Origin of the sequence: Qipengyuania citrea, from assembly GCF_024171405.1 — a bacterium.
Classification (GTDB): Bacteria; Pseudomonadota; Alphaproteobacteria; order Sphingomonadales; family Sphingomonadaceae; genus Qipengyuania; species Qipengyuania profunda.
Window position 1 is genome coordinate 175706 of the sequence record NZ_JALJZT010000002.1, and the last position, 19413, is coordinate 195118.

Annotated in this window: 16 protein-coding genes; 12 read left to right on the plus strand and 4 right to left on the minus strand. The window is 64.8% G+C overall.

The window, feature by feature from the left end; genetic code table 11:
* Positions 1-14 precede the first annotated feature (14 nt).
* Complete coding sequence (locus J2S32_RS01745) at positions 15-965, minus strand: alpha/beta hydrolase (RefSeq protein WP_253515419.1); 951 nt, start codon at positions 963-965, stop codon at positions 15-17.
* A gap of 175 nt (positions 966-1140) precedes the next feature.
* On the opposite strand from J2S32_RS01745, the gene J2S32_RS01750 reads away from it, so the two are divergent.
* The 7 genes from J2S32_RS01750 to J2S32_RS01780 all read left to right on the plus strand — a co-directional run bounded on the left by J2S32_RS01750 (position 1141) and on the right by J2S32_RS01780 (position 9986).
* Positions 1141-3144, plus strand: coding sequence for a 2-oxoacid:acceptor oxidoreductase subunit alpha (locus J2S32_RS01750; protein ID WP_253515420.1), 2004 nt, complete (start codon positions 1141-1143; stop codon positions 3142-3144).
* Positions 3141-4175, plus strand: a complete 1035-nt coding sequence (locus J2S32_RS01755; RefSeq protein WP_253515421.1) for a 2-oxoacid:ferredoxin oxidoreductase subunit beta — start codon at positions 3141-3143, stop codon at positions 4173-4175. Before J2S32_RS01750 ends, J2S32_RS01755 begins: the two co-directional genes overlap by 4 nt.
* A 99-nt stretch (positions 4176-4274) precedes the next feature.
* The gene (locus J2S32_RS01760; RefSeq protein WP_253515422.1) at positions 4275-4889 is read left to right on the plus strand and encodes a hypothetical protein; all 615 of its coding nucleotides are present in this window, start codon (positions 4275-4277) and stop codon (positions 4887-4889) included.
* An 84-nt stretch (positions 4890-4973) separates the two neighbouring features.
* The gene (locus J2S32_RS01765; protein ID WP_253515423.1) at positions 4974-5981 is read left to right on the plus strand and encodes a metal-dependent hydrolase; all 1008 of its coding nucleotides are present in this window, start codon (positions 4974-4976) and stop codon (positions 5979-5981) included.
* A gap of 110 nt (positions 5982-6091) precedes the next feature.
* Positions 6092-7498 carry a cryptochrome/photolyase family protein gene (locus J2S32_RS01770; protein ID WP_253522869.1) on the plus strand — a complete coding sequence of 469 codons (1407 nt, stop codon included), beginning with the start codon at positions 6092-6094 and terminating at the stop codon, positions 7496-7498.
* Between the two features lie 38 nt (positions 7499-7536).
* Complete coding sequence (locus tag J2S32_RS01775) at positions 7537-8784, plus strand: SAM-dependent methyltransferase (RefSeq protein WP_253515425.1); 1248 nt, start codon at positions 7537-7539, stop codon at positions 8782-8784.
* Positions 8784-9986, plus strand: a complete 1203-nt coding sequence (locus J2S32_RS01780) for a serine hydrolase domain-containing protein (protein ID WP_253515426.1) — start codon at positions 8784-8786, stop codon at positions 9984-9986. The genes J2S32_RS01775 and J2S32_RS01780 overlap by 1 nt, the downstream gene beginning before the upstream one ends.
* A gap of 63 nt (positions 9987-10049) precedes the next feature.
* Here the strand turns inward: J2S32_RS01780 and J2S32_RS01785 are convergent, their stop codons facing one another.
* The 3 genes from J2S32_RS01785 to purF all read right to left on the minus strand — a co-directional run bounded on the left by J2S32_RS01785 (position 10050) and on the right by purF (position 12696).
* Positions 10050-10400 carry a PilZ domain-containing protein gene (locus J2S32_RS01785; protein WP_253515427.1) on the minus strand — a complete coding sequence of 117 codons (351 nt, stop codon included), beginning with the start codon at positions 10398-10400 and terminating at the stop codon, positions 10050-10052.
* 113 nt (positions 10401-10513) lie between these two features.
* Positions 10514-11224 (minus strand): SDR family NAD(P)-dependent oxidoreductase, encoded by a 711-nt coding sequence (locus J2S32_RS01790; RefSeq protein WP_253515428.1) that lies wholly within the window; start codon positions 11222-11224, stop codon positions 10514-10516.
* Entirely contained in the window at positions 11224-12696 is a 1473-nt protein-coding gene (purF, locus tag J2S32_RS01795) for an amidophosphoribosyltransferase (RefSeq protein WP_253515429.1), read from the minus strand. The genes J2S32_RS01790 and purF overlap by 1 nt, the downstream gene beginning before the upstream one ends.
* A gap of 169 nt (positions 12697-12865) precedes the next feature.
* Here purF and J2S32_RS01800 point away from each other — a divergent pair, with 169 nt between their 5' ends.
* The 5 genes from J2S32_RS01800 to dnaE all read left to right on the plus strand — a co-directional run bounded on the left by J2S32_RS01800 (position 12866) and on the right by dnaE (position 19351).
* On the plus strand, positions 12866-14107 hold the full coding sequence (locus J2S32_RS01800; RefSeq protein ID WP_253515430.1) for a lipoprotein-releasing ABC transporter permease subunit: 1242 nt from the start codon (positions 12866-12868) through the stop codon (positions 14105-14107).
* On the plus strand, positions 14100-14786 hold the full coding sequence (locus J2S32_RS01805) for an ABC transporter ATP-binding protein (RefSeq protein WP_253515431.1): 687 nt from the start codon (positions 14100-14102) through the stop codon (positions 14784-14786). The genes J2S32_RS01800 and J2S32_RS01805 overlap by 8 nt, the downstream gene beginning before the upstream one ends.
* 47 nt (positions 14787-14833) lie before the next feature.
* Positions 14834-15112 (plus strand): hypothetical protein, encoded by a 279-nt coding sequence (locus tag J2S32_RS01810; RefSeq protein ID WP_253515432.1) that lies wholly within the window; start codon positions 14834-14836, stop codon positions 15110-15112.
* Positions 15113-15211: 99 nt separating this feature from the next.
* Positions 15212-15691 carry a glutathione peroxidase gene (locus J2S32_RS01815; protein ID WP_253515433.1) on the plus strand — a complete coding sequence of 160 codons (480 nt, stop codon included), beginning with the start codon at positions 15212-15214 and terminating at the stop codon, positions 15689-15691.
* A 168-nt stretch (positions 15692-15859) separates the two neighbouring features.
* Positions 15860-19351 (plus strand): DNA polymerase III subunit alpha, encoded by a 3492-nt coding sequence (dnaE, locus tag J2S32_RS01820; protein ID WP_253515435.1) that lies wholly within the window; start codon positions 15860-15862, stop codon positions 19349-19351.
* Positions 19352-19413: the final 62 nt, after the last annotated feature.

The window sequence follows — 19413 nt, forward strand, 5'->3', positions numbered from 1 at the left end:
TCCCAGCGTTTCGCTCACCTGTATCGCTCCACCATCAGTTTCGTCGCGTCGAGGAACGCTTCGAGATCCCTCTGACCGCTCGGTATCGCTTTTCTCAGCGTGGTAAACCCGTGAATGATGCCGGGAAACTCGAGATAGACCACTTCCGTGCCGAGTTGCACCAGATGTGCGGCGTATTCCCGGCCGGAATCGCGCAAGGGATCGAGACCCGCGGTGCACACGACGGTCGGCGGGGTGTTCGTGCAATCGCCGACCATCGGCGTGTGGCGCGGATCGCCCGCATCGCCGCCATATTGATCGTTGAACCAGGCCATCGCCGCACCGGTCAGCAGGAAGCCTTCGGTGAACATCGCGAAGCTGCTGTGTTGCGAGGTGTCGCTGGCGACCGGATAGATGGGGGCCTGCACGATTACCGGTACGTCGGCGGGCTCGTTCATCAGCTGGTTGGTGGTGACGATGGTCAGATTGCCGCCCGCGCTGTCGCCGGTGATGACCAGCCCGGTGATCGTCCGGTCAAGTTCAGCGGGCGATGCGGCGAGCCAGCGCGCCACCGCCTCGCAATCGTCGGGCGCGGCGGGGAAGGGGTGTTCGGGCGCGAGGCGGTAGTCGACCGAGATGACCGGCAGGTCGAGATGGTGCGAAATCTCGGTGCACAGCGCGTGATAGACTTCCAGATCGCCGATCACGAAACCGCCGCCGTGGATGAAAATCACACAGGGGCCGGGCGCGCGCTCGGCCTTGACGTCGTAGAAGCGCAGCGGGATCGGGCCCGCGGGACCGGGGCATGTCAGATCGCGCTGCACCGCCATCGTCCGCGGCTCGGCCTCGGCCACCGCGCCCATCGCGCGCATCTGCTGGCGCGCTTCTTCGGCACCGACTTCCTCGACCCCCTTGCCGCCCATTGCTTCGAGCATGTCGAGGAACCCGCGTACATCGTCGCGGACATAATGTTCGGTATCGGCCATTGCGTTCTCTCCCATATGCGTTTCTTTTTGGGACTTAGCGTGTTCGCAGCGCTTTTCCATGCGGCTTTTTTGGCCTAGCAGAGAAACTTCATTGCGAGAGGATGGGGCGCGCCCTAGGTGGCGCTTCCCATTGGAAACGGCGCCGCAAGCGATGGCGCAGACAAGGAATATCCGGATGGCAACAGCCGCCACCGCCCCGCAGGACGGCCTCCCCGCAACCCCCGAAAGCGTCGTTGTGCGCTTCGCCGGCGATTCCGGCGATGGCATGCAGCTGACGGGTGGGCAGTTCACCCTGTCGACCGCGCTGGCCGGCAATGATCTGGCCACCTTCCCCGATTTCCCCGCCGAAATCCGCGCGCCGCAGGGCACGCTGTTCGGCGTCTCGGCCTTCCAGATCAATTTCGGCAGCCGCGAAATCAACACCGCGGGCGATGCGCCCGATGTGCTGGTGGCGATGAACCCGGCGGCGCTGAAGACCAATATCGCGGCGCTCAAGCCCGGCGGGCTGGTGATTGCCGACACCGGCGCGTTCACCAAGCGCAACCTCGACAAGGCGCATTACGAGGCCAATCCGCTCGAGGATGACAGCCTCGCCAAGTACGACCTGCTTGCCTTCGACATCAGCGAAAAGACGATCGAGGCGGTCAAGCCCTACGGCCTGGGCAACAAGGATGCGCTGCGGTCCAAGAACATGTGGACGCTGGGCCTCGCGCTGTGGATGTTCGACCGTCCGCGCGAACCGATCCACGACTGGCTCAAGGCCAAGTTCAAATCCAAGCCCGAAATCGCCGATGCCAATATCGCCGCGCTCGATGCGGGCCATGCCTATGGCGAAACCGCCGAGCTCGCGGGGCCGCTCAAGCAGGTCCATATCGATCCGGTGCCCAGCGCGCCGGGGCTTTATCGCACCGTCACCGGCGCCGAAGCGGTCAGCTTGGGCCTGGTCGCGGGCGCACAGCTGGCCAGCCTGCCGATGTTCTTCGGCGGCTATCCGATCACCCCCGCCAGCGCGATCCTGCACCATCTCGCGCGGCTCAAGGAATTCGACGTCACCACCTTCCAGGCGGAAGACGAAATTGCCGCGATCTGCGCTGCCATCGGTGCCAGCTATGCGGGTAGCCTCGGGATCACCAGCTCTTCGGGTCCGGGCATTGCGCTCAAGGGCGAGGCGATGGGCCTCGCCATCATGACCGAATTGCCGCTGGTGATCGTCAACTCGCAGCGCGGCGGCCCGTCCACGGGCCTGCCGACCAAGACCGAGCAGAGCGATCTCTACCAGGCGGTCTATGGCCGCAATGGCGATGCGCCGATGCCGGTGATTGCCGCCAGCAGCCCGGGCGATGCCTTCGAGGTGGCGATCGAGGCCTGCCGCATCGCGGTGCAATACATGACCCCCGTCATGCTGCTCACCGATGGCTATATCGCCAATGCCGCCGAGCCGTGGAAAGTGCCCGATCCGGCCACGTTCGAACCGTTCCCGGCGCAGTTCCTGACCGAGAAGAACGCGGTCGACGATCAGGGGGCCGAGACCTTCCTGCCCTACAAGCGCGACGAGAAGGGCGCACGGCCCTGGGTCAAGCCCGGGACGCCCGGCCTGATGCACCGCATCGGCGGGATCGAGAAGCACGAGCTGAGCGGCAATATCGACTATTCGCCCGACAACCACCAGCGCATGACCGACCTGCGCAAGGGCAAGATCGACGGCATCGCCGTGCCCGACCAGGAAGTCTGCCTCGGCAACACCTCGGGCAAGCTCGCGGTCGTCGGTTGGGGCAGCACGTTCGGCCCGATCCACCGCGCGGTCGACAATGCGCGCCGCCAGGGGCGGGACGTGAGCCACATCCATGTGCGCCACATCTGGCCGCTGCCGAAGAACCTCGGCGACCTGCTGCGCGGGTTCGAGCATGTGCTGGTGCCCGAAATGAACACCGGCCAGTTCAAGACCGTGCTGCGCGACCAGTTCCTCGTCGATGCGACGCCGCTGACCAAGACCAGCGGCCAGCCCTTCCAGATCGCCGAAATGGAAGAAGCGATCGGCAAGTATTTCGACGGCGTCGAAGGCAATGAAGGCGGCGAGGTCCCGGTCAATGACGACCAGTTGCCGCATCTGGAATCCGGACATGACGACGGATCGCTGAAGAACCAGTCGTCACCGCAATCGCAGGAGCTCGGCTCGTGAACGCACCCGTAAAGATCGAAACCACGCTCAAGGACTGGGAAACCGACCAGGAGGTCCGCTGGTGCCCGGGTTGCGGCGACTACGCGATCCTCAAGGCGGTGCAGCGCACGCTGCCGCAGCTGGGCGCGGACCCGGCCAACACCGTGTTCATCAGCGGGATCGGCTGTTCGAGCCGCTTCCCCTATTATGTCGAGAGCTACGGCTTCCACACCATCCACGGCCGCGCGCCCGCCTTTGCCACGGGCGCGAAGCTCGCCAATCCGGACCTCGACATCTGGTTGGTGACCGGTGACGGCGATGGTTTGTCGATCGGCGGCAATCACCTGATGCATGTCCTGCGGCGCAATGTGAACATGCAGATCATGCTGTTCAACAACGAGATCTACGGACTCACCAAGGGCCAGGCCTCGCCCACCAGCCGCGAGGGCACCAAGTCGCCCTCGACCCCGATCGGCAGCTACGACCATCCCGCGCGCCCCGCCGCTTTCGCGCTGGGTGCCGGCGCGCGCTTCGTCGGCCGCGGGTTCGACGTGTCGAAGCACCTGCCCGATGTGCTGAAAGCCGCGCATGCGCACCAGGGCGCTGCCTTCATCGAGATCTTCCAGAACTGCATCGTCTACAACAAGGACGTGTTCAACGATTTCGCTGCGCCCAAGGGCGCCGAGGACCAGCAGCTGTGGCTCGAAAACGGCAAGCCGATGCTGTTCGCGAAGGATGCCAAGGGCATCGCGCTCGACCGCGACAAGCTCGAGCTCAAGGTGGTCGATGTGGTCGATGGCGACTGGGAAGCCGCGGGGGTGATCGTCCACGATGTCACCAACCGCTCGATCGCGCATATGCTCGTCGAGATGCCCTTCGGGCCGTTCCCGATGGCGCTGGGCGTGCTCTATGACGATCCGCGCCCGACCTTCGAGGCCGCCGCGATGGCCGAAAAGGCCGCCGCGAGCCAGGGCAAGGAGGCCAATCTCGCCAAGCTGCTCGGCAAGGGCCAGACCTGGACCGTCGACGGCACCGCGCAGGATCCTGTTTGACGCGCTGACAGCATTTCGCAGTTTTTCGGACCGATCGCGGTTCGGCTCCGTTGGTTGGACATATCCCTGCCGCTGCAGGGTCCAACCAATGGAGAAGACATGAATATTTCGATCAAGACGACTGCACTGTCCACGCTTGCGCTGGCGCTTGCCGCCTGCGGCGACGACGTGGCCGAGGACCCGGTAGTCGGCAGCGAAATGGCCGATACCGAAACCGCGATGGTGGACGAATACGATCCCATGACGCGCGATTACATGCTGGGCGACGATGCGCAGACGCGCCGCGATGCGTTCGATTCCGACGCCTTCCGCAGCGAATATCGCACCTATCGCGACGAGGTGGTGAACGAGCAGGTCGCACAGGCCGATGCTACCGACGCCTCGCAGGACATGAGCGATGACGAGCGCGAGGAAATGGATGCCGCGTCGCAGGAACGCGATGGCGAGACCAACATGCGCCTGCGCCAGAACATGACCTGGGGCTATCTCGACCGTAATGACGACGACCAGCTCTCGGTTGCCGAATATGCGATCTGGGCGATCCCGCTCAATCCGCAGCACGAGGCGATCAACGACCAGGGCGAGCCCGAGCTGAAGGCCGACACGATCAACAAGGCCGCCGACAGCTTCTTTTATTACGACATGGACGGCGACACCTATCTCGACCGCCGCGAATTCACCGCCGCGCGTCGCGGTGAAACGTCCGATTCCTGATCGAGGCTGAACCTATGGGACGAGGGCGGCGGGGTAACCTGCCGCCCTTTCCTTTTGGACGGGGCGAGCTAACACTCGCGCGCAATGGACAATATTACACACAGCCTCGTCGGGGCATTGATCGGGGAGGCGGGGCTCAAGCGGAAGACCGGGCTGGCGATGCCCGCGCTGATCATCGGCGCGAACCTGCCCGATGTCGATGCGGCCTGTTTCTTCTGGCTCGACGGGGTCGAACACCTCGGCTTCCGCCGCGGGATCACGCATGGACCGATCGCCTGGGTGCTGCTGCCGCTGTTACTGGCGGGGCTGCTCTATGGGTTCGACCGCTGGCAGGCGAGGCGCGGCAAGCGGCCCGAGGCGCGCCTGCCGGTCAATTTCAAATGGCTGTACGCACTCGCGCTGCTCGGCTGCCTGACGCATCCCGCGCTCGACTGGCTCAACGTCTACGGCATCCGCCTGCTCGAGCCGTTCTCGAGCCGCTGGTTCTACGGCGACACGCTGTTCATCATCGATGTGTGGCTGTGGGCGCTGCTGGGTTTCGCGACATGGTTTTCGCTCCGCCGGGAGAAGCGGGGCGGAGAGTGGCGAAGGCCTGCGCGGATCGCGATAGCGGTGGGGCTGGCGTATATTGGAGTGAATGCGGGTATTACTGCTCAACAGGAGAGGCACGGCTCTCTGCATGCAGTAATAGCATTCGGAGAGCACATTCGGATCGGTGATGGGTTTGTCTTGGAAGGACCAGTTGCAGCTGAAGTGATTGCCAATCCGGTGCCGTTTGCTTTTTGGAAGCGCGAGCTCATGTTCGGGCGGGATGGCAGATGGCTACAGGAGAAGTGTTGGACTTATGATGATTGCTTCGCTGAACCCCTCGGCGAGCCAATATGTGAGTTTCCCGATATGGTGGTCGGGCATACAGACAACAGCCAACTTGACGCCTTCCTCTTCTGGTCCCGCGCCCCCTTCGCCGAACGCGCACCCGATGGCTCGGTCATCCTCCGCGACGCTCGCTTCTACGATCCGCGCGCGCGGGATCGGTTCTCGGTGGCGCTGCCCGATGTCGAGTGCGAACCTCTAGCCAATCCGTCACCCTGAACTTGTTTCAGGGTCCATCCTGCCTCCCGCTCGACCTGAGTGGGCCGAAGAATGGGTGCTGAAACAAGTTCAGCATGACGGGGTTGATAGGTGGCATCGGGAGAAGACTTATCGCTAACCCACATATCGTCTGGCTGCGGCGCGATTTGCGCATGGCCGACCAGCCTGCGCTCCATGCCGCCGCGCAGGCCGGCCCCGTCATCCCGGTCTATGTGCTCGACGACGAACGCGCAGGTGATCATGCCTATGGCGGTGCCTCGCTGGTCTGGCTGCACTATTCGCTCGAAAGCCTCGGCACATCGCTTGGGAAGCGTCGCTCGAAGATCGTGCTGCTCCGGGGCGACGCCCCGCAGGTGCTTGCCGCGCTCGCCGACGAGGTCGGGGCCACCTGCATCCACGCGATGCGTCACTACGAGCCGTGGTGGAAGGAAGCCGAGGACGAACTGCGCGATGCGCTTGCAGGTTCGGGGGGCGAGGAGCGCAGGCTGTGCCTCTACGACGGCAATTACCTGCTTCCGCCCGGCAGCGTGACCACCGGTTCGGGCGATCCGTACAAGATCTACACCCCGTTTGCGAAATCCATGCTGGAGGTGATGCCGCCGCGCGACCCGTTGCCCGAGCCCGAGACGCTGTCGTCGCCCGATAGCTGGCCCGACAGCGACGAACTGGCCGATTGGGCGCTGCTTCCGACCAATCCCGACTGGGCGGACGGCATCCGCGATTTCTGGGAGTTCGGCGAGGACGCCGCGCATGACCGGCTCGACTGGTGGGCCGATGTGGTGGGCGAGTACGACGAGGGCCGCAATCTGCCGTCCGAAGACACAACCTCGCGTCTCTCGCCGCATTTGCACTGGGGCGAGATCAGCCCCGCGCAGGTGTGGCACGCATTGAAGGACAAGCGCAGCGACGGCTGGAACACCTTCGCCAAGGAAGTGATCTGGCGCGATTATGCGCAGAACGTGATCGACCAGTTCCCCGACTACCCGCGCGAAAGCTACCGCGACTACGACGAACGCACGCTGTGGCGGAACCCCAATGCGGGGCATCTGATCGCGCAGGACCTTGCGTGCTGGCAGAAGGGCATGACCGGCTATCCGGTAGTCGATGCGGGGATGCGCCAGCTGTGGCGCACCGGGTGGATGCACAACCGCGTGCGGATGATCTGCGCCAGCTTCCTTGTGAAGCACCTGCTGATCGACTGGCGCTTCGGCGAACAATGGTACTGGGACTGCCTGGTCGATGCCGATTACGCCAATAACGGCGTCAACTGGCAGTGGATCTCGGGCACCGGGGTGGACAGCAACATGTTCGTGCGGATCATGGCCCCGCTGACGCAGAGCGAGAAGTTCGGCGCCGCCGATTACATTCGCGAATATGTCCCCGAACTGGCCGATCTGGGCGACGATTGCATCCACGACCCGCCCGACGGGAAGCGCGGCGACTACCCGGCCAAGATGATCGGCCACAGGGAAGCGCGCGAGCGGGCACTGGCGGCGTACCGGTCGGCCAAAGGCTAGCTTGCGTCCGCCGCCGCGCCGCGCAATAGCAGCGCGCGATGGATATGCCGACTACCCCCCGCACGCACGACCTTATCGCCGGATCACAGCGCTTTGCGCGCCGGCCCGGCTGGTTCGCGCGGTTGGTGGCGCCCGGTTTCGAGAGAATTCTCGACCGGATCGATTCCGCGCTGACCTCGGGGACTATCCACGGCGTCCTGCCCGATGGCAGCCGCCGTACGCTGGGCGGGCATGCACCGGGGTTCGAATGCGAGGTCGAGCTGCGCAGCTGGAATGCGCTGATCCGGCTGGCGAGCAATGGCTCGGTCGGCTGGTACCAGGCATGGGAGGCGGGCGAATGGTGGAGCCCCGACCCGGTCCCGCTGTTCGCGCTGTTCATGCAGCATGCGTCGCGGCTGGGCGATACCGCCCGCGCCAAGGGCCCGTTCCGCCACGCGCTCAAGCTGGCGCATCTGGTCAATCGCAACACGCATGAAGGCGCGCGGAAAAATATCAGCGCGCATTACGACCTCGGCAATGATTTCTACGAGGCGTGGCTCGACCCGACGATGAGCTATTCCTCGGCGCTGGAGCCTGGCGAGGACGGCCTCGAGGCTGCGCAGCGGCGCAAGTGGGATGCGCTGGCCGCGCGTATCGGCGCAGCGCCCAAGGTGCTCGAAATCGGCTGCGGCTGGGGCGGGTTGGCAGGCTTCCTCGCCGCGCGCGGGGCAGACGTCACAGCGATCAGCCTGTCCGACGAACAATTGGCCTGGGCCGCCGCGCACCACGGCGCGGGGGTCGATTTCCGCAAGCAGGACTATCGCGATTGCGAAGGCCAGTTCGACGCGATCGTCAGCGTCGAGATGGTCGAGGCGCTGGGGCGCGAATACTGGCCGACCTTTATGGACTGCATCGCGCGCAATCTGAAACCGGGCGGGCGCGCGGCGATCCAGTATATCGCGATGCGCGACGATCTGTTCGATGCCTATGCCAAGAGCGCCGATTTCATCCAGGCTTATATCTTCCCCGGCGGGCTGCTGATCCGCACGAGCGAGTTTCGCCGGCTGGCGGAGGAGCGCGGCCTCGCGTGGCAGGACCAGCGCGATTTCGGCGGGGACTATGCCGCCACGCTCGCACACTGGCGGCACAATTTCGACGCGGCGGCTGCCGCAGGACACCTGCCCGAAGGATTCGACGAGCAGTTCTACGATTTGTGGCGCTATTACCTGATGTATTGCGAAGGCGGGTTCCGCGGTGGCGGGATCGACGTCCACCAGGTTACACTGGTGAAAGAGGGAGAGATGTGATGCGTGGATTATTGATTTCGGTGGCGGCCCTGGCGCTGACGGGTTGCGCGGCGGCTTACGACACCGTCGCAACCGCACCCCCGGCACCGCCGGCGGTAACCCAGTCGATGCCCGCGCAAATGGCGAGCCTGGATCCGGGCGATTCGATCCTGTTCTGGAACGACGCGCGCCGCTCGGCCGCGTTCCGCGATATGGAATCTGCTTTCCCCGGGCTCGAAGTGGCACCTGCCAACACGGTCCGCACGCTGCCGCGGCAGGAAGGCCGCGTGCCCGCCGCGCTGCGGGCGGATATCCGTGCCTATATGGCCGAAACGCAGGCGGCCGGCCTCATGGTCCTCAAGGACGGTGCGATCGTGTTCGAGGATTACGGTCTGGGTTTTGGCCCGACCGGACGGTGGACCAGCTTCTCGGTCGCCAAGAGCTTTACCTCGACCCTGCTGGGGGCGGCAATCGCGGATGGCGCGATCGCCAGCGTCGATACGCCGGTCACCGACATCATCCCCGCGCTGGCAGGCACCGCCTATGACGGGGTGAGCGTCGGCCAGATCGCCACGATGACCTCGGGCGTGGCGTGGAACGAGGATTACACCGATCCCGACAGCGACGTCGCGCGGATGCTCGGCGTGGCCCCGGTGGCGGGCGAATCGCAGGCTGTGACCTATGCCCGCACGCTGACGCGCGAGGCGCCCGCGGGCGAGAAATGGGTCTACAAAACGCTCGAGACCAATCTGCTCGGCCTGATCGTCGAACAGGCGACCGGCCAGTCGCTCGCTGCCTATGCGGCCGAGAAGATCGTCGAGCCCGCCGGGTTCGAGGGCGGGCTGTTCTGGATGCAGGACCTGACCGGCGGCAATATCGGTGGCTGCTGCCTCTCGCTGCGATTGTCGGACTATGCCCGCATGGGCCAGTTCGCGCTCGAGGGCGGGGAGGGCGTGGTGCCCGCAGGCTGGTTCGCCAAGGCGGGCTCGCCGCTGGTCGATTTCGCGCCCGAGGCCCCCGGCTTCGGATACGGCTACCAGTGGTGGACCTATCCCGGCGACATGTACGGCGCACAGGGAATTTTCGGGCAGGCGATCACCATCGTGCCCGATGAGCAATTGGTCGTGGCCGTGGTGAGCAATTGGCCAACCGCGACCAGCCGCGCGCACCGCGACGGGTTCCGCACGCTGGTGGGCAGGCTGGTCGAAACGCTGGAAGACTAACTAGGGGCGGGCAGGGTGGCGGTGTCCGGGTAACGGCGCACCGTCCCCGGATTGTCTCGCCGTTCAGTAGGGCCGGTAGGCGGCGCCTTCGCTGGTGTAGCGGGCGAGAATGTTGTCGTGGACGATCGAGCCCAGCAATTCGCTGAAGGCGCAGCCGACCATCGAGTTTTCCCACCACACGACCTGTGCCTGCAGCGATTCAAGCCCGGGCAGGGTGAGCCAGCACAGCTGGCCTTCATGCATGCGGTTGAGCGCGGCGGCGGAGAAGCCCGACACCGACAGGTCGTGGATCACGGTCTGGAAGGCGCGGCCGCCGCTGGCGCGCAATTGGCCGGGGATGGCCAATTTGGCGCGCGGTGCACAGCGGTCTTCCTGCGCGGCCAGCGTGTATGGATCTTGCGAATGTTGGATCATGACGGGCGCCCCTCCTCGATCAATCCGGATGAAGTGTGACCCGGCGTATGCGCAACGGGATTTAACGAGTATCGCGGATCAGGGTTTAGCATTCGTCGCCGAAGCTGGTTAATTCACCCGTCGACGCGCTCGCGGTGGAAGCCGGTGAAATCGTTAACAAGCAATTCGACAAGACGGTCGGCGACCGTGGCAGGGTCCTTGACCGATTGCGGGTCTTCGCCCGGATAGGCCTTGGCGCGCATGGCAGTGCGCGTGGCGCCCGGATCGACCAGCGCGACGCGAACCTTGGAGATCTTCTCGACCTCCTGCGCATAGCTTTCGAGCAGATTGTCGAACGCCGCCTTGGTCGCGCCATAGGCGGACCAATAGGCGCGCGGGCTGGCCCCGACGCTGCTGGTCAGGCCGATCACCCGGCCCGCCTCGGCGCGTTTGAGCAGCGGGTCGAAATTGGCCAGCAGTGCCTGCGTGGCGAGGAAATTGACGGTCAGCGCCTGGCTGAGCTGCTTGCCGTCGATCTGCGTAACCGGTGTGAGGGCCGGCAGATAGGCTGCGGAAATCACGAGATAATCGAGCTTGTCCCAGCGGCCTGCAATGGCCGAGGCAAGCCGTGCCAGCCCGTCGCTTTCGGCAAGGTCCACCGGGGCGATGGTCGATGCCCCGCCGACTGCGTGGATCGCATCCTCGACCGCTTCTAGCGCGGGAACGTCGCGGCCGGTCAGCACCACATGCGCCCCGGCGGCGGCCAGCGCGCGGGCGGTGGCGGCGCCGATCCCCTTGCTTGCCCCGGTGACGAGCGCGAGGCGATTGGCGAGCGGCTGGTCCATCAGGCGACCTGTTCGGAGGTGAAGGAGAGCTGCTGCTGCTTGTCCTCGCGCCGCATCAGATCGGTGAGCGAAGTGGGATAGTCGCCGGTGAAACAGGCGTCGCAGAACTGCGGGCAGGCCGAATTGCGCGGTTTTTCGCCGACCGCGCGATAGAGACCGTCGATCGAGACGAAGGCGAGGCTGTCAGCCTTGATGAATTCGCGCATCGGCTCGACATCCATCCGCGCGGCGAGCAGCTTGCTGCGTTCGGGCGTGTCGACGCCGTAGAAGCAGCTATGCGCGGTGGGCGGGCTGGCGACACGGAAATGCACTTCGGTGGCCCCGGCCTCGCGCATCATCTCGACGATCTGCAGGCTGGTGGTGCCGCGCACGATGCTGTCGTCGATCAGGACGATGCGCTTGCCCTCGACCAGCGCGCGGTTGGCATTGTGCTTGCGCTTGACGCCGGCATGGCGCGCGCCGTCGCTCGGCTGGATGAAGGTGCGGCCGACATAATGCGAGCGGATGATCCCCAGTTCGAACGGGATCCCCGCTTCCTGCGCATAGCCGATCGCTGCGGGGACGCCGCTGTCGGGTACCGGAATGACGAGGTCGGCTTCGACCGGCGTCTCGCGCGCCAGTTCGGCGCCGATCGCCTTGCGTGCGGCATAGATGCTGCGCCCGTCGAATACCGAATCCGGACGGCTGAAATAGACATGCTCGAAAATGCAGGGCCGCGCCGAATGATTGCCGAAGGGATGCAGCGAATCGATATTGCCGTCGAAATCGACCTTGATCACTTCGCCCGGTTCGACCTGGCGGACGAATTCGGCGCCGACCACGTCGAAGGCGACGGTTTCCGACGCGAACAGCGTGGCATCGCCGATCCGGCCCATCTGCAGCGGGCGGATGCCCAGCGGATCGCGGCAGGCGATCATGCCCTCGGGGGTCATGACGATCAGCGCATAGGCGCCTTCGAGCAGCCGCAGCGCATCGATCAGCCGGTCCATGATGGTGGGGTAGCGGCTGGTCGCGACGAGGTGGATGATGACCTCGGTGTCGCTGGTCGACTGGAAGATCGACCCGCGCCGCACCAGATCCTCGCGCAGCACGCCTGCGTTCGAGATATTGCCGTTATGCGCCACCGCGAAGCCGCCACTGGCAAGATCGGCATAGAGCGGCTGGATATTGCGCAGGCCCGAGCCGCCGGTGGTCGAATAGCGGACATGCCCTGCCGCCATCATGCCGGGCAGTTCGGCGATCGCTTCCTGGCTGGAGAAATTGTCCGCCACATGGCCAAGCCCGCGCAGCGTGAAGAATTCGGTGCCGTTGAAACTCGTGATACCCGCGGCTTCCTGGCCGCGGTGTTGCAGCGCGTGGAGGCCCAGGGCGGTGACGGCGGAAGCATCGGTCGCGTTGACTGCGCCGAACACGCCGCACTCTTCGCGCAACTTGTCGCCATCCTCGTCTAGAAACGGGTGCGTGAGGTTCATCGAAAGGCCTGTCCGCCGCGGCTGATCGGGATGCGCGCCCAATGGCGGTGTTACGAACCGATTACAAGGGCAGTGCGACCAATGCCCGCCCATCCGACACGATTTCATTGCGCAGCAAGGATTGCCTGCCTAAACGCGCTGCACTCCGCAGCCATAAACCAGGGCCGTCTTGATCCTCTCCCCATTCGAATGGACTATCGCCAAACGCTATTTGCTTCCAGGCAAGGGCGAGGCCTTCATTGCCCTGGTGGCAAGCATCTCGATCGGCGTGGTGATGCTGTCGGTCGCCATGCTGGTGGTGGTGATGAGCGTGATGAACGGATTTCGCGCCGAACTGCTCGACAAGATCGTCGGCCTCAACGGCCACGCCATCGTGCAGGCCTATGGCGGACGGATGGACGATTGGGAGAACATTCTCGAGGAAGTGCGGCAGACGCCGGGTGTGGTCGATGCGAGCCCGCTGATCGAACAACCGCTGCTGACGAGTTTCAACGGACGCGTCGAGGCGATCATCGTGCGCGGCAACACTGACGAAGACATCGACGAACTCGCAAGCAAGGCAGTCAGCGGCAATTTCGATGCGCTGCAAGCGGGCGCAAGCAAGGTCGCGATCGGCATTCGGCTGGCCGAGAATATCGGCGCCCGCGTCGGCGACACGATCACGATCATCAATCCGCAGGGCCGCTCGACCCCTTTCGGCACGGTTCCGCGGCAGGTCGGTTACGAAGTCGCGGCGATCTTCGAAGTCGGCGTCTATGACTATGATGGGGCTTTCGTCGTCATGCCGATGCAGGACGCGCAGACGCTGATGCTGATCGGCGATACCGTCGGCATGATCGAAGTGACGGTGGAGGATGCCGACGAGGTCGGCGAGATCCTCGAACCTGTCCAGCGCGCGGTCGAGGGCAGGGCGGTGGTCGCCGACTGGAAAACCATCAACGCGACGCTGTTCGAGGCGCTGCAGGTCGAGCGCGCGGCGATGGCCTTCGCGCTCAGTTTCATGGTGCTGGTGGCGGCGTTCAACATCCTCTCCAGCCTCGTCATGCTGGTGCGCGCCAAGACGCGCGACATTGCGATCATGCGGACCATGGGCGCGTCACGGCAAAGCCTGATGAAAATCTTCGTCACCACCGGGTTTACCGTGGGCGCAATCGGCACAGTCGTTGGGCTTGCGCTGGGCTTCTCGATCCTCGCCGGACGGCAACAGATCGTGCAGGCGATCGGCGCGCTGACGGGACAGAATCTGTGGGACCCGCAATATCGCTTTCTCACCACGATCCCGTCGAAGGTCGATGGCAGCGAAGTGACGATGATCGCCTTACTCGCGCTGGGCCTCAGCTTCCTCGCTACGCTCTACCCCGCGTGGAAGGCGGCGAACACCGATCCCGTGCAGGTGCTGCGTTATGAGTAATATGGGCGTGAAACCGGTGGTCGAGCTCAAGCAGCTTACCCGCAGCTTCGAGCAGGGCGGCGAGCGGATCGACGTGCTGCGCGGGGTCGACCTTGCGATCCGCCCGGGCGAGATCGTCGCGCTGCTCGGGCCTTCGGGATCGGGCAAGTCGACGCTGCTCCAGGCGGTAGGCCTGCTCGAGGGGGGCTTCGGCGGCGAGATCGTCATTGGCGGTCATTCGGCGGAAAAATCGAACTCGCGCGCGCGCACCGTGCTGCGCCGCGACCATCTCGGCTTCGTCTACCAGTTCCATCACCTGCTCCCCGATTTCGATGCGCGCGAGAATGTCGTCCTGCCCCAGCTTGTCGCCGGCCGCCCGCATGTGGAGGCAGAGGCGCGCGCCGAACAATTGCTTATCGCGCTGGGGCTCGGGCACCGGCTCGATCATCGCCCGAGCCAGCTTTCGGGCGGCGAACAGCAACGCGTCGCGGTTGCGCGCGGGCTGGCCAACAAGCCCGATCTCGTGCTGGCCGACGAACCGACCGGCAATCTCGACGAGGCCACCGCCGACAAGGTGCTCGCCGAATTCCTCGGGCTGGTGCGCGGCGAAGGCAGCGCAGCGCTGATCGCGACGCATAACGAACGCCTGGCACAGAGGATGGACCGTGTGGTCCGGCTGCACGACGGCGTGCTGGCTTAGCGGACCCGCAAGCCGCTTCGGTCGTTGGTCTCGCGAAGGAGATTTCAATGACCGACCACCCCAGCACTTTCAAAGGCGACGACAACCACGCTCACGGCATCCAATGGGACGACCGTGCCAGCCTGCACCGCGTGGATGATGGCGACGGCGTGCTCGACGCGGCCAAGGGGCTGCGCAGCGGCACTTTCGCCGAACTGATCCGCCACATGATGCTGATGCCAGAAGCCGAACGAGCGCAATATTGCATCGAGAAGGCGGGCGACCGCGAATATCACGCTGCCGAGGTAGCGGGCCTGTCGCAGCGCCCGGATTTCCCTGCCGCCTGAACAGGCGCTCTGCGCGCCGGTGATGGCCGCCCTTGTGCGGTCAGCGCCGCGCGTGCAGACCCTGTCCCACTTGTTCGTCGCTGCAAGGAATACCCCCGCATGACCACTATCGCCGATTTCGCCGTCACCACGAACAAGGGCGACGAGCTCGCCCTTTCGGAAAAGCTGGGCAAGGTCCTGCTGGTGGTCAACACTGCCAGCAAATGCGGTTTCACTCCGCAATATGACGGGCTGGAAGAACTCTACCAGGACTACCGCGACAAGGGCTTCGAAGTGCTTGCCTTCCCCTGCAACCAGTTCGGCGGCCAGGAGCCGGGCGATGCGGGCGAGATCGCCGAGTTCTGCAAGGTCAATTTCGGCCTCACCTTCCCGCTGATGGCCAAGGTCGACGTCAATGGCGACAATGCCAGCCCGCTGTTCGACTGGATGAAGCGCGAAAAGCCCGGCGTGATGGGATCGAAGGCGATCAAGTGGAACTTCACCAAATTCCTGATCGACCGTTCGGGTCAGGTCGCGAAGCGATACGGGCCGACCGATGCGCCCAAGACGATCGCCAAGGACATCGAAAAGCTGCTGTAGCTCCTAGGAAATGACTGTCGCCTCTGCCTAGGCGGGGGCCCGGGTGATCAAACTTTTGGCGAATCGTTTCCGTTATCTGGATCCCTGCCTTCGCAGGGATGACGGAACGGAGGAAAGCGCGGCGCGCGCGGGTTGGCGAATCCCCTCCCGCGCCGCATATTGGCACGCATGTCCTTCAAGCCCTTCGTCCCGTTCCGTATCCTGTCGGCCTATACGATGCTCGAAGGCGCGATCGACCCCAAGGCGATGGCCAAGCTGGCGAAGGAACGCGGTTTTCCCGCTATCGCGATCGCCGACCGTAACGGGCTTTATGGCGCGGTCATGTTCGCCAATGCCTGCAAGGCCGAAGGCGTGCAGCCGATCATCGGCGCCCTGCTGGGCGTGGCGCGCCCGAGCCGCGACGAGGGGGCGGAAGGCAAGCAGGTCGATTACCTGCCGCTCTACGCGCAGGACGAGGCGGGATACGACAATCTGTGCCATCTCGTGTCGAAGGCGCATCTCGAACGCCCGCTCGAATTCGAGCCGCATGTGCGGATCGGCGACCTTGATGGCCGCACCGATGGGCTGATCGCTTTTACTGGTGCAAGCGAAGGCGCGGTCACGCGGCTGCTTGCCGAAGGCCAGCAGAGCCATGCCGAGGCCCTGCTCGACCGCCTGCAGGTGCTGTTCCCCGACCGGCTCTATATCGAACTGGCACGGCGCGGCGATCCGATCGAGGAGCGCGCCGAAGCGGCGCTGGTCGATCTCGCCTATGCGCGCGACCTGCCGCTGGTGGCGACCAATCCCGCCAATTTCGCCGAACCGCATATGCACAAGGCGCATGACGCGATGCTGTGCATTGCCGGCTCGACGCATGTCGATGCGGAGGAACGCGCGCGGTCGAACCCCGAAAGCTATGTGAAGACCTACCACATGATGGAGGAGGCCTTCGCCGACCTGCCCGAAGCGGTGCAGAACACCGTGGTGGTTGCGCAGCGCTGCGCTTATGCGCCGCCCTATCGCAAGCCGATCCTGCCCAGCCTCGCGGGCGACCTCGAAGGCGAGGCGCGCGCGCTGGAGGAAGATGCGCGCAAGGGGCTGGAGGCGCGGCTCGCGCCCTATGGCGAGATGAGCGAGGAGGAACGCAAGGTCTATTTCGACCGGCTGCAGTTCGAGGTCGACATCATCAACCAGATGGGTTTCCCCGGCTACTTCCTGATCGTTGCCGACTTCATCAAATGGGCCAAGGACCACGACATTCCCGTGGGACCGGGGCGTGGTTCGGGTGCGGGCAGCCTTGTCGCCTGGTCGCTGACGATCACCGATCTCGACCCGATCCAGCTGGGCCTGCTGTTCGAACGCTTCCTCAACCCCGAACGCGTGTCGATGCCCGACTTCGACATCGACTTCTGCGAAACCCGCCGCGGCGAGGTGATCCGCTACGTCCAGCAGAAATACGGCCACGACCACGTCGCGCAGATTATCACCTTCGGCAAGCTCAAGGCGCGCGCGGTGCTGCGCGATACGGGGCGCATCCTGCAAATGAGCTACGGCCATGTCGACCGGCTGTGCAAGATGGTGCCCAATCACCCGACCGACCCGTGGACGCTGCCGCGCGCGCTCAATGGAGCGGCCGATTTCAAGAACGAATACGACAATGACAATGAGGTGAAGCGGCTCGTCGACCTGGCGATGCAACTCGAGGGCTTCCCGCGCAACAGTTCGACTCACGCGGCGGGCGTGGTGATCGGCGACCGGCCGCTGGCCAAGCTGGTGCCGCTTTACCGCGATCCGCGCTCGGACATGCCGGTGACGCAATACGACATGAAGAATGTCGAGAGCTCGGGACTGGTCAAGTTCGACTTTCTCGGGCTGAAGACGCTGTCGGTGCTCAAGAAGGCGGTCGACCTGCTCAAGCGGCGCGAGATCGATATCGACCTGTCCCAGCTGCCGCTCGACGATCCCAAGGTCTACGAGCTGATGAAGGCGGGCAACACGGTGGGCGTGTTCCAGCTCGAATCGGAAGGCATGCGGCGCACGCTGACTGCAGTGAAGCCGACCAATTTCGGCGACATCATCGCGCTCGTCTCGCTCTACCGCCCGGGCCCGATGGACAACATCCCACTGTTCGGCAAGCGCAAGGCAGGCGAGGTCGCGATCGAGTTTCCGCATGCCAAGCTCGAAGGCATCCTGGCCGAGACCTACGGCATCTTCGTCTACCAGGAACAGGTGATGCAGGCGGCGCAGATCCTTGCCGGCTATTCGCTCGGGGACGCCGATCTGCTGCGCCGCGCGATGGGCAAGAAGGTCCAGGCCGAAATGGACATCCAGCGCGAACGCTTCGTCACCGGGTGCAAGGAAGTCAGCGGGATCGAGAAGGCCGAGGCCAATGCGCTGTTCGATTTGATCGACAAGTTTGCCGGCTATGGTTTCAACAAGTCGCACGCCGCCGCCTATGCGCTGCTCGCCTACCAGACCGCGTGGCTCAAGGCGCATTACCCGGAAGAATTCTACGCTGCCTCGATGTGTTTCGACATGCACCAGTCCGAAAAGCTGGCGATCTTCGTCGACGATGCGCGCCGCGGCGGGATCACGGTGCTGCCGCCCTCGCTCAATCATTCGGAGGCGGAATATACCGTCGAGCAGACCGACGATGGTTACGCCGTGCGCTACGCGCTGGCGGGCATCCGCAATGTCGGCGAACGCGCGATGGAAGCGATCGTCGAGGAACGCGAGGCGGCGGGCCGGTTCGAAAGCCTCAAGGACCTGTTCGAACGCCTGCCCAAGGGATCGATGAATTCGCGCCAGCTCGAGGCGCTCATCAGCGCGGGCGCGCTCGACAAGTTCGAGCCCAATCGCGCGAAGCTGATGGCCAATGCCGACATGCTGCTCGCGGTGGCCGATGCGGCCGAGCGCGAGCGCTCGAGCGGCCAGGCGGGCCTGTTCGGCGGCGAGGACGCAGCGGTCGATGACGATCTGCGATTGAAGGACGCGGAAGACTGGTCGCTCAGCGAGGCGCGCGCCCGCGAGAAGGAGAACATGGGCTTCTCCTTCAAGCAGCATGCGACCGCTGCCTATCGCGAGATCGCCAGCGCGCAAGGTGCCCGTTCGCACGCCTCGCTGATGTCCGGCGGCGTGCCCGGTGGCGGGCGCATGGGCGCGGTGATGGCGGTGCAGGTCGAAGGCGCCAGTAAGGGCACGACCAAGCGCGGCAAGCCCTTCGTCCGCGCCGATTTTTCCGACGCCTCCGGCCAGTTCAGCGCCGCCTGTTTCGAAGAGGGGCTGGTCGAGAAGTTCCTCGAATGGGCCAGGAGCGGCACTTGCGTGAAGCTCGATGTCGAACTCGACAGCCCGAGCCCCGACGAACCGCCGCGGATCACCGTGCGCGGGGCGGTCCCGCTCGACGCGGTGCGCGGGAGCATGGCGATGCTGCTGACGCTGGAGATCGAGAGTGCCGAGGCGGTGACCCAGCTGGCGCTGGCGCTGGGCGAGGGCGGGCAGGGGGGCGACGAGGCGGTCGCCACGCTGCTCACCGGGGACCCGGCCCCGCCCGTCGTGCGGCTGGGCCGAACATTTTCTATCGACGGCGAGCTCGCCGAACGCTTGGCAAGCGTGCCCGGCCTTGCCAAGGTGCAGTTAACCGCGCGACGGGGGAAGGCAAACCTGCGCCTCGTCGCTTGAGGACAAAGTCATTGCGAGCCGCAGGCGAAGCAATCCATTTCCCGCCGTTGCTCCGATTTGCG